Origin of the sequence: Flavobacterium xanthum (assembly GCF_900142695.1) — a bacterium.
Taxonomy (GTDB): domain Bacteria; phylum Bacteroidota; class Bacteroidia; order Flavobacteriales; family Flavobacteriaceae; genus Flavobacterium; species Flavobacterium xanthum.
Window position 1 is genome coordinate 1 of the sequence record NZ_FRBU01000032.1, and the last position, 12678, is coordinate 12678.

General features: G+C 35.6%; 5 protein-coding genes and 1 pseudogene. 2 read left to right on the top strand and 4 right to left on the bottom strand.

Annotated features, from left to right (window positions below; all coding sequences use genetic code 11):
• Nucleotides 1-81: 81 nt before the first annotated feature.
• A pseudogene (gene tnpC, locus BUC11_RS12575) lies at nt 82-963 on the top strand (IS66 family transposase); the annotation flags it as partial.
• A 185-nt stretch (nt 964-1148) separates the two neighbouring features.
• Here tnpC and BUC11_RS12580 read toward each other — a convergent pair.
• The 4 genes from BUC11_RS12580 to BUC11_RS12595 form a co-directional block, all read right to left on the bottom strand.
• Nucleotides 1149-4190, bottom strand: a complete 3042-nt coding sequence (locus BUC11_RS12580; protein WP_073354565.1) for an AAA family ATPase — start codon at nt 4188-4190, stop codon at nt 1149-1151.
• 11 nt (nt 4191-4201) lie between these two features.
• Nucleotides 4202-5425, bottom strand: coding sequence for a metallophosphoesterase family protein (locus tag BUC11_RS12585; protein WP_073354568.1), 1224 nt, complete (start codon nt 5423-5425; stop codon nt 4202-4204).
• Nucleotides 5426-5796: 371 nt separating this feature from the next.
• A complete protein-coding gene (locus BUC11_RS12590) occupies nt 5797-7719 on the bottom strand; it encodes an amino acid permease (RefSeq protein ID WP_073354570.1) in 1923 nt (640 codons plus the stop codon).
• Between the two features lie 273 nt (nt 7720-7992).
• A complete protein-coding gene (locus tag BUC11_RS12595; RefSeq protein WP_073354573.1) occupies nt 7993-10908 on the bottom strand; it encodes an FAD-binding and (Fe-S)-binding domain-containing protein in 2916 nt (971 codons plus the stop codon).
• A 237-nt stretch (nt 10909-11145) separates the two neighbouring features.
• Here BUC11_RS12595 and BUC11_RS12600 point away from each other — a divergent pair, with 237 nt between their 5' ends.
• Entirely contained in the window at nt 11146-12678 is a 1533-nt protein-coding gene (locus BUC11_RS12600) for a glycoside hydrolase family 10-like protein (protein WP_073354575.1), read from the top strand.

The following is a 12678-nucleotide window of genomic DNA, read 5'->3' on the forward strand; positions in this document are numbered from 1 at the left end:
CTCTTCTTGTTCTTGACATAATTCTGCTAATTTAAGGTTTTTAATCCTATCTTAAATTCACACAAAAAGTTGTACGTTTTTTGGGGAGCAGCATACATGGATGCTTTAAAACCCTTGTATGAGAAGCTGGTAATGGATATCAAAAATGAAGGGTATCTTCAAGTGGATGAAACCACCATCAAGGTTTTAGACGACAAGAAAAAAGACAAAACACATCTGGGTTATTATTGGGTGTATCATGCCCCAATATCCAAGCTTGTTATGTTCAATTACAGCCCTACTCGTGCAAGTAGCGCTGCACTACCTATTTTGCAAAACTTTAAAGGTTACTTGCAAACAGACGGATATGCAGGATACAAAGCTTATGGAAAAAAATCAGATATCACTCCTCTGGGCTGTTGGGCACATGCTCGGCGAGAATTTGAAAGAGCGTTAGATAATGACAAGCAAAAAGCACAACATGTTTTAGTTGAAATACAAAAGCTATATGCGGTGGAGCGCAAAGCAAAAGAACAAAACGGTAGACCTGAGCAAATCAAAGAGCTGAGGCTTCGGGAAAGTTTACCTATTATAAACGAACTAGGTAAATGGATGTTTTTGCAAATCAAACTAACCCTACCAAAAAGTCAAATTGGTAAAGCCCTTGCATACTCTCAAACAAGATGGGATAATTTATCGGCATACCTACTAGATGGTAACTTGCAAATAGATAATAATCTGGTAGAAAATGCAATCAGACCGGTGGCCCTAGGTAGAAAGAATTATCTTTTTGCCGGATCGCACGATGCTGCTCAAAGAGCGGCTATGGCCTATACCTTTTTTTCTAACTGCAAAAAGCATAACGTAAATCCTTTTGAGTGGCTAAAATATACCCTTGAGAATATCCAATCTATAAACCACAAGAATATTACAGACCTGTATCCCCACAATTACAAGCAGCTAGCGGAATCTAAATCATTGTAAAATTACGCTCCTATCATTAATCTTATTGAACTAAACAATATGTAGTTGCTCGGGTGGATACAATTAAAAAGGTTAAGAATTACACCGTTGCTCTTATTTTTAATTTTTCAGTGAAATATGCATCAAAAAAAGCACGAATTGTGAAAGCTGATTACTCCAATATTTTTTATAAAAAATACCTCGTTTTAATTCCAACTTTCGCTTATCACACTTCCTTTTTCCTCCTGTTTAAAGACATTAATTGAGCGGGGAATCCGTTCTTGCAGTTCGACTACGTGGGAAATAATTCCAACAATCCGGTTCTCTTTGTACAGCGATTGCAACGTTTCAAAAACCACAGCAACACTTTCGGGATCTTGCGTTCCAAAACCTTCATCAATAAAAAAGAAATTCTTATCGTTTTTATTTAAGGACTGAACACTTTCTGCCAAAGCCAGAGCCAAGCATAAAGAAGCTTGAAATCCTTGACCTCCGGAAAGCGTTTTCACACTCCTCGAAGCTCCATTGTTGAGATAATCAATTACCTCAAACTCATTGGAACTATTAATCGTTAGACTCAATTGGTTTTTGGTCATGCGATGAAAACGAACATTGGCCACATCGGCTAAATTTTGTAAATAAATACTCGAAACATAGTTTACAAAGCCACTTGCATTAAACATATTTGCCAGCGTAACTAGATTAGTCGCACGCGTATTTAATAGTTCAAATTGGGCTAGCAAATCTGCTTTTTCAACAAATTGTGCCTGAACGCGTTTCAAATTATCTTGTAAAGCAGAAACAATTCCTAATTGAGTTTCAAATTTTAATTTGAAAGCAGAAAATTGTGCAGTTTTTTCTTCTAAAATTTTATTTTCGAAAGTTTTACCAAGGATCAGTTTCTCCGCTTCGGAAACAGAATTAATAACAATTAGTAAATTCCCGCCAAAAACTTTCACTTTCTCTTTTTCTGCTGCTATATTCCAGTTTTTTAAAAGTATTGTTCTTACTTCTTCAACTGATGAAAAACAATGTTCTTGCAGTAATTCGGCAATGATTTTTTGTGTCTGTACTAGAGTTTTTTCATTCTCAGTAGCTTGCAATTGTAATGTAATTAAACTTCCTGTGAGCGTTGCTATTTCTTGATTTTGAATTGCAATTTGCTCCTTTATCGCTTGATAATCTGTTGCTGTTTTTATATTTTTATTATGTAGGAGGATTTTTTCAGCTTGAATTGAAGCAGCTGAAATTGATTCGTAATCGGCAAATGAAAGTACTTTCAATTGCGACAATTCATTAGCAACAGCGCCACTTTTAGCAGCTTTTATTGCTTCGAATTCGCCCTTCGAAGTATTGTTGTTTTTTAGTACCAACGAAATACTTTCCCGCTCCTTGCGAAGCTCGTTTTCGTCATTTTCTAAAGCTACTATTTCTTTTTCTAAAAGGTGTTGTTGTGTTTTAGTAGATTCAAAAGACTGCGAATCTTTTGCGTCAAAATCTTTCCAAATGAAATTTGACAGGTGCATTTTCTGTTCCTTTTCAATGGTTTCGCATTCCGCAATAATTCCTTTCAGTTGCGCTTGAACATGATTTATTTCGAATTCTAATTTCTCAGCTTGTGCCTGTTTTAAACTGATTTGCGCTTCTTTATTGGCTAAATCAGCAATTGTTTGGGTAATAAGTACTAATTGATTCGAAACATCTTCCCCTTGCATCACATTTGGATGTTCTTGCGATCCGCAAAGTGGGCAATTTTCGCCATCGTGCAAATTCTCAGCATAGTGTACCAACTCTTTCGACACTAATAGTTTAGTTCTTATATCAATTGCTTTTTCCTTTTCGAAAAAAATTGATTCTACTTTAGTTTTTAACACGTTTTTCCAACTATCAAAAGGCAGTTCCAAAAGCAGAAAAGCTGCTGTTTTTAACTTTAATTCTTGCTTCGAAGAATCAAGTTTTATGTTATATACATCAAAATTATTCTGGAAATTTCGCTGTTGCTGATACCAAGTTCCTAAATCAACTAAGAAAGAAGCCTTCAATCGCTTTTTTTTGGCGTCGACCAATTGCCCCTGAATTCTATCTAATTTTGCAACTACCTCCTTTTCTTTTTTTTCACTAGCTAAAAACAAAGCTTCCTCTACTTTTATTTTTTCATCTAAAACGGCCAAAGCACTCTTTGCGATTGTAATTTTTTCAATGGATTCTAAATCGGATACTTTACTCTTAGAATTTTCAAGGGTTTCAAAATCAGGCTGCACTATTTCTAAAGCGTTTTGACTTTTCAAATTGCTATCCACTACAATTCTCTTCAAATTTTCAGTAGTAATCAGATTTTCTTTCGCTTTTTCTAAAGCTGTCTTCTCTGTTTTTAAAGTGATTAAAGTGGATTTAAAATTCCGTTCCGTTTTTTCGAACAAATCTATTTCCAACTCTAAAGCATTCATCTTCACTTTTTCAGCATTCAATTTAGAAAGCTGCTGTTGCTTTTTTTCTAAATCTTCAAAGTTTGCCTTTAATGTATTGAGTTCATTTAGTTCTTTTTCAACTAAACTTAACCCTATTTTATCGTTTTTCAATTCGTTATTCGATGCTATAACTTCCTTCTCTAAGGCCAAAATAGCATCAGCAGAAATAGCTTCAAATCCTGATAAAGCGCCTTTTAATTGATCTAGTTTTGTTCTGGTGGCACTCTGTAATAATCCCACTTTGGATGCTAAATCAAAACGTTGAAGGTGAAAAATCTCTTTCATCATATCCGAACGATCTTTGCCTTTCAAATCTAAAAATTCCTTAAATTTTCCTTGTGGAATGATAATGGTCCGACGAAAATTTTCATAGGTTAAACCAATGATGATAGTGGCATCAGCAGAATTCATTGGAACCCATTCCTCCCCTTTCCATTCATAGGCGAGGCGTTCAATAGGAGTGGTTTCTTCAAAGCGTTTTTTCCGCTTCCAATCGGCTACAAATTTGAATTTCCGTTCTTCAAAATTTAAGAATTCAAATTCGATATTGGCCTTATCAGATTTTAGATTCAACATATTATAGGAACGCTTGTCTGTCTTGTTTAAACGCTCCGTATCCCCATATAAAACAAAACCAATCGCTTCCAAAATAGAAGATTTTCCGGATCCTACTGCTCCAAAAATGCCGAATAATCCAGCATTAGTCAATTCTTCAAAATCTATCGTTTGCTTTTTCTGATAGGAATACAAACCGGTTATACTTAACTTTAGTGGTAACATAAAAGGTTTTTTTAGTCGTTTTTAGCTTGACTTCCAATGATCTCATTAAACAAATCCAATAGTTCCTCGTTCGGTTCCTGTTTGTGTTTCGATACAAAGTAATCTTTGAACAATCCCTGAATATTCTGATCTAAATTTACTTTTGGAGTGTGTTGTTCCGCATTCCCATCCTTAGTCACAATTGGAATAATAAAGATAATTCCGTCGTGACTTTCATGGATTCTTTTTAAATCTTGACTGGCGAAAAAAGTATCGCTAACCAAAGTCAGCTCAACCAAACAGTACGGGTTTTCTAATAACCAAATTACTGCTTCGTCTGTATTTTCAAACCGTTTTCGATGTAAAACCCTACCCGATTGCAGCGGAATATCTGTAAATTTTACAACCTCGTTTGGTTGTGCTTCAATTAGAACTACTTTTTTATCCTGACCCGCTTCTGCAAAACTATAGCACAACGGACTACTGGAATACACGACTGGATTAGTATGTCCCCCCACGTTTTGAAAACGATGTAAATGTCCCAAAGCGGTATATTGAATTTGGTGTGGAATGCAATCCGTGTAAACTATATCTGCATTACCAATTCGCAACGGTTTTTCACCCTCTGGTTCTTCTAAAATTTCGCCTCCACGTTTCAGCATATACAAATGGGTGGTTAGGATATTAACTCCTTTAATATCGCAGTATTTATCTGCTAGCGCTGCCCAGGAATCCTGTAGTAATTGATTCAATTGTTCCTCCTTATTTTCGGCACCTAAATAGGTTTTCAAGCGCATCTCATTCGCATAAGGGGTTGTGATAATGCGAATAGGAAATTCATATTGCGGCAGTTGAATTTCTAAAAATCCATTTTCCGATTGCGTAATTTCAAAACCGTTTTCGATGGTGACGGTGGGAATGGTCACATCAGGATTCCCTACAAAAAGAATCCCACATGCTCTAGCCAAAGGATTTGGAGCATCAATTCGATCTGGACTATCGTGATTTCCCGCAATAGCAATTACAGGTCGTTTGCCATTATTAGTCAATTTTTTCAACGTCTTATATAACAAATCTACAGCTTCGACTGGTGGATTGAACGTATCAAATAAATCCCCTGCTACGATAACTACATCCGCATTTTGGACATCCGCTATTGTGCATATTTCATTCATTACTTTCTTTTGTTCTTCCAAACGAGAAAAGTGGTCCAGTTTCTTTCCCAAATGCCAGTCGGCAGTGTGTAGTATTTTCATGCTGTGTTTCTATTAAATAGGACTTTCAAAAATAGTAGTTTTAAAAGTTAATTTTCTACAACAATATGGTAATAAAAAAATTATAAAATGGAGTTTTTATGAAATTAGATCTTGCTATTTTTTTGACGTTTTAAATGGCTTTCTCCACTTCACGAGATTATAGATTAGCTGCACTTGTCCAAACAATACTATTTGCAGATGATCTAAACAATCTGACTTTTACAATTTCTTTTTTTTGCTGTAGCGCTTTTAAATTGAATTTGTCGCTAGTTTTGCAACGACCTACTGAAAACAATTTTTAAGGTGGTAGTAATTAAAATGAAAAAACCGTCTCCTATTAAAAAGACGGTTCTAAAGATTTTAAAATATTTTTAAATATTCAATTTGCTATTCTTTCGACCAAAACTGAAATAGACCACCAAACCGATCAACAACCAAATTCCAAAATAAATCCAGTTCCAAACACTCAATTCTGCCATCATATACAAACAAGATATAAGACCTAATAATGGTATCAATGATAAGTTTGATCTGTAAGACCATACGACTAATCCTACCATAACAATAAGGAAAATCCACATTGGAATTTTATGCTTGAACAAGCTAAATCCACTTTCATATTTAACTGAATCTGCTAAGGGCAAACCTGCAATAACACTAGAATATTTGGCGTCATCTTCCTGATACTGATTTAATAAAAGTTCTAAATCCGGAGTTTTATCAGTACTGTTTTTAGCATCTACACCTACTAAGTAAGCATATACTTTTTTGGTTTCCTCTTTGTTTAATGAAGTAATAATTGCTTCTGAGCTATTGATTTGAGTTTCATTAGTAATGAAATCCATTGTCGCTTTTTTGTTGTAACCAAAAGCAAATACCAATCCAATTACAATCAAAACGGGCAATATAAATTTAGAATTTACATAAGGTGTTTTGAATTTTCCACGAGGAATATCGGTTCTATTTTGCAATACTAACACTCCTGCACAAACCAATACAAAAGCAAATAAAGTTCCAATACTGCATAAATCAGTAACCAAAGTCAAGTTTAAAAACAACGCTGGAACTGCCACCACAAAACCGGTAACAATAGTCGCGTAAGAAGGTGTTTTGTATTTTGGATGTACTTTTGAGAAACGTTTTGGCAGTAAACCGTCACGACTCATACTCATCCAGATACGCGGTTGCCCCATTTGAAAAACCAATAAAACACTAGCCATTGCCACCACGGCACTAACCGCAATAATTCCCGACATCCATTTTAAGTCTAATTTTTCAAATACAAAAGCGAGTGGATCACCTACATTTAATTGATCATAACTGACCATTCCGGTTAATACTAACGCTATGGCAATGTATAAAATAGTACATATAATAATAGCCCACATCATCCCTTTTGGCAAATCACGCTGTGGATCTTTACATTCTTCGGCAGTTGTTGAAATGGCATCAAAACCGATATAAGCAAAAAATACAGCAGATACTCCTTTTAAAACTCCAGTAACCCCATTAGGAGCAAAAGGATCCCAATTTGCCGTATCTACGTAAAATACCCCAACCGCAATCACTAGTAAAACGATACATAATTTCACTACTACCATGATATTACTCGCATTTCGAGACTCTTTCATCCCACGGTAAATCAAGGCGGTAATTAAAACAATAATCAATAAAGCCGGGAGATCCGCTACAAAATGAAACGAACCTATCACTGGTGAAGTAGTCCATGCCATATAAGCATCTTGCAAAGCCGGACTCAATTTAGCATATTCTTTTCCCCCTTGCATTAGCGCAGTAGCGTCATCGAAACCTCTGGAGGCAGACAAGAAATCCATCTGAACCCATTGTGGTAGATGAATGCCTCCACTATCTAGTAAACTCGTAAAATAATCACTCCATGAAATAGCAACCGTTATATTACCCACAGAATATTCCATAATCAAGGCCCAACCAATAATCCAAGCTATAATTTCGCCAAAAGCAACATAAGAATACGTATAAGCACTTCCGGAAACCGGAACCATAGAAGCAAATTCTGCATAAGCGAAAGCGGCAAAACTACAAGCAATAGCAGTAAACAAGAATAGAAAAATAACAGCTGGTCCTCCATCAGAACTGGCTTTTCCAATAGTACTAAATATACCCGCTCCTACAATGGCTGCAATTCCAAATGCAGTCAAATCACGCGCTGTCAAATGCTTACCTAGCGCATTATGTCCATCGGCATTATTCTTCTCCACCTGTTTTAAAATATCCTGTACTGTTTTTTTTCTAAATAAACCCTTTAATGCCATATTGTGAATTTTATCATTAAAAATTAATATATTGTGAATTGTATATTTTTATCCTCTAAATCGTGCAAATAATGTTCGAAATTCAAAAGTATAAAACAAATTGAACTAATACAGTTTCTCCAACTATTTTTTATATTATTTTAAAAAAAAAGTTAAAATAGTTTATTTTATTTATTTAAAAAGTCAAATTAAACTTAATAAAACTTTTAAAAGGAAAATAATTTTAAAAAAGTAAGAATTCGTTTTCGTATTACAATCGGTTTAAGGTCGTCCTTACTTCAAGCAGCTCTTTAAAATAGAAACTGGATGCAAGGCTGTTCTGCTGGTTCCATCATAAATCTGGTGGCGGCAACTCGTTCCTGCCGCGGCAATGGCAGTCGCAGCATCAGTGGCTCTAATTTTCGGAAACAACGTATCTTCTCCCATTTGCATACTAATTTCATAATGTTCTTTTTCATATCCAAAAGAACCTGCCATGCCACAACAACCCGAGTTATAAATAGTAACTGAACTGTTCTTAGGAACATTTAACATCGCAAAAGTAGCTTCCATTGTACTCAAGGACTTTTGGTGACAATGGCCATGAATTTTTATTGTTTTCTGCTCATCAGAAAATTGGTCTGAATGTATTTTCCCTGCAGTAATTTCATTTTTAAAAAACTCTTCAATTGTAAATACGTTCTTGGCTAATTTTTCGGCACTTTCCTTATCATCAGCCAATCGGATGTATTCATCTCTAAAGGTTAATATGGCTGAAGGTTCGATTCCTATTAAAGGAAATTCAGCAGTAATATAATCCGAAAAAACAGCCACATTAGTATTGGCAATGGCTTTGGCTTCTTCAAGAAAGCCTTTTGAAATAAAAGCCCTTCCACTTTCCTCATGATCTACCAAAATCACTTCATAGCCTAATGAAGTTAATAATTCATAGGCATCAATCCCCACCGAAACATCATAATAATTAGTAAATTCATCACAAAACAAGCAGACTTTTCCATTTACAAATGAAGCACTTGGCGCCTGGTTCCAATTTTTCTCATACCATTTTCTAAAAGTATTTGGAGCCAATAATGGTACTTCTCTTTGGGACGCAATTCCCATAGTTTTTTTCACCATCGGCAAATTCACCATAAAATTAGTAAACCGAGGAACAATGCTACCTAAACCATTTAGTTTAGCGTTAAAAGCAAAAACTTTATTGCGCCATAAAAAACCATTTGCTTTTTGATAGTGGTACAAAAACTCTGATTTCATAGCGGCCACATCTACATTACTAGGACATTCGCTGGCACAAGCTTTACAACTCACACACAATTCAAATACCTTATACAATTCTTCATGGTCAAATTTATTCTCTTTATCTGAATGAGTCAAATATTCTCTTAGCGCATTGGCTCTAGCCCGAGTGGTATCTTTTTCATTTCGTGTAGCGCGATAACTGGGACACAAGGTTCCACCTGCCGAAGGTAATTTTCTGCAATCACCGGAGCCGTTGCATTTTTCTGCAGCACGCAAAATCCCCATGCTGTCCGAGAAATCCTGAATGGTTTGTATCTCGGGTTCGGCTCTGCCTGATTCTACCCGAAGGTTTTCATCCATTTTGAAAGCATTCACAATTTTCCCTACATTTAGGATCGTATGAGGATCAAAAGCAAGTTTAATTCGTTTCAAGAGTTCGTAGTTTTGATCTCCAATCATAAAAGGTAAAAACTCACCTCTAACAATTCCGTCACCGTGTTCTCCACTTAAGGAACCTCTATATTTTTTGACCAAAATAGCCACTTCGGTTGCGATGTTTCTAAATTGATGCAGTCCTTCTGTTGTCTTTAAATTTAAAACTGGTCGCAAATGCAATTCTCCAGCTCCGGCGTGTGCATAGTAAATGGCACTCTGACCGTGGCGTTCCATCATCGCAGAGAATTCGGCAATATAATTGGGCAAATCGCTCAACTCAACAGCGGTATCTTCAATAGAATCTGCCGCTTTATTATCGCCGACAATACTGCCTAAAAGTCCAAGACCTGCTTTTCGCAACTCATTTATTTTAGCAATATCAGCTCCGTAAATTTTAGGCAAAGCATATCCAAAATTATTTCTTTCTAAATCAGCAATCAACGCATTTGCTTGTACTTCGGCATCTTCCATGCTAATATGTGAAGCCACTTCGAGCATGATAACCGCTTTTGGTTCTCCTTGAATAAAGAATCTGTTTTTGGCTTGCTCTCTGTTGGTTTTAGTACAATCCAAAATCGTGTCATCCATCATTTCACAGGTGTACAAATGATGTTTCATAGCCGTAACCACAGCTTCTAAACTTTCTTGAATGGAATGAAAATGAGCCACAACCATAATATTATTCGTAGGAGGTACATCGTCCACTTTCAACGTGATTTCTGTAGTAAAAGCCAGCGTTCCCTCGCTTCCGCAAAGGAGTTTTCCTAAATTTATTGTATTTTCTGTTCCTCCAAAAAGTTCTGATTTTAATAATAAATCAATCGCGTATCCAGTATTTCTTCTGTGAATTTCAGGTTTTGGAAATTCTTTTATAATTTCTTCTTGATTTTTTGTGTTCGAAAGTTCTTCAAAAATGGTTTTGTAAATGGAACTTTCGAGGGTGTTCCCTTTCGTTTTTTCAATGAATTCCGCCGACGTTATTTCTTTAAATACTGCCAAAGTCCCATCACTCAAAACCGCTTTGATTTCCACAATTTTATCTCGGGTAACTCCGTACCGAATAGATGTGGTTCCCGAAGAATTATTGCCTACCATTCCTCCCATCATGCATCGATTTGAGGTTGAAGTATTAGGTCCAAAAAACAATCCGTGTTCTTTTAAATACAAATTCAGTTCGTCCCGAATCACTCCTGGCTGAACGGTAACCGTTTTTTTTATGGAATCAAAAGCAACAATTTTCGTAAAATGTTTCGAAACATCTACTATTATTCCATTACCTACCGTTTGACCCGCTAATGAAGTTCCTGCCGTTCTGGGCGTAATTGAAATCTTATTTTTTGCTGCAAAGCGAATAATTTTGACAATATCTTCCTCTGATTTTGGTACAGCAACAGCAATTGGCAGTATTCGGTACGCAGAAGCATCTGTAGCGTATAAGGTTTTATGAAGTTCATCATGTAAAAGGGTTCCTTCTAATGATTGAGATAATTGCTGTAATTGAGATGAGATTGACATTGCGTAGGGTAAATTGCTTTTATTTTCACAAATATAAATATATAGCAATGGATTCGATTAAAACAATTAGGAAATATTCAAATCCTTTTATTATTTAGGGCAAAGTACTTTTTGAACTTCTTTTGAAAAAATTGGCAAAGAAATTGCGCTATTAAAATAGATGAAATTTTAAAAGCATTTTAGCTGGTCCATTTCACTAAAAAAACTATTTTTGAATACTTTAAATACAGGACTCTAATGAAAAATCACAAGCACACTCTTTTGCTTCTTGCGTTTCTACTGCTTTCCATTTGGAATAGCAACGCACAAGCATTGGCAACCAATCCAAAAAATGAATTTAGGGCCGTTTGGATTGCTACCGTTGTAAATATTGATTGGCCAAAGACTAGTACTGACAACGTTGCTAAACAAAAAGCAGACTACATTGAGATTTTAGACACCTACAAAAAGTTAAATTATAATGCCGTTATTGTTCAGATAAGAAGTGTGGGAGATGCTTTTTACCCGACAAAATTAGCGCCTTGGTCTCGTTTTTTAACTGGAAAAGAAGGACAAGCACCAAAACCTTATTTTGATACATTAGCTTGGATGATTGCTGAAACTCATGCCCGTGGGTTTGAATTTCATGCATGGTTAAATCCATATCGCGCTACAATGGATTACAACACATCGCTTTTGAGTCCCGAGCACGATTATTTCAAACATCCAGAATGGATGATTAAATACGGTGGGAAATATTATTACAATCCGGCATTACCGGAAGTTCAAAACCATTTATTGAAAGTGGTTGAAGAAGTAGTTCAAAATTATGATATTGATGCCATTCATTTTGATGATTATTTTTATCCATATAGAATAAAAGGAGAATTATTTGACGATACCGCCTCTTTTAGCACGTATGGAAACGGAATGAGTATAGCGGATTGGAGACGCTCCAATGTGAATACTTTTGTAAAAGAAGTATCGATTTCTATAAAAAATATAAAACCATGGGTACAATTTGGCATCAGTCCTTTTGGGGTTTGGAGAAATAAATCAGTTGATCCAAGAGGTTCAGAAACAGAAGCAGGACAAACAAATTACGATGATTTATTTGCTGATCCTTTGGCTTGGATGGAAAATAAATGGATTGATTATCTTGTTCCACAATTGTATTGGAGCATGGATCATCCCAAAGCTTCGTATTCAAAATTATTGCGTTGGTGGTCTGAAAACTCAACGAATACAGCAATCTATATCGGAAATGGAACCTATAAAATAAATACCGATTCCGATAAAAGATGGAATAATCCAAATGAAATACCCAATCAGATTGACATCACAAGATCCTATAAAAATGTTCAGGGAAATGCTTTTTTTAGTGCCAAATCATTTTTGAATAGAAATCAAAGTGTAACTAAGTTGCTGCTGGAAAATCAGTATAAATATCCCGCTCTTCCCAATGTAGTTCCAAATTTAATTCGCAAAGTAGCGGAAGTTCCAACTGTAAACTCGATTGCAAAAAATGCACTTTCTTCCCGTTTTAATGTAAACTATCCGTTAAATAGCTCTGTACGCTATGTTATGATTTATGGTCCTACAACCCAAACCGCACTTGACATCAATGATCCAAGTCAGATTATAGATAAAATTGCTTTTAATGATAAAAAAGAAGCTTTAGAAGTAGTAATTCCATCTTACAAACTAGATAAAAGTAATACATGTGCCATTACATTCATCGATTTTTATGGCAATGAAAGTGAAGCAACTTTAGTAAACTTTACGCTTTAA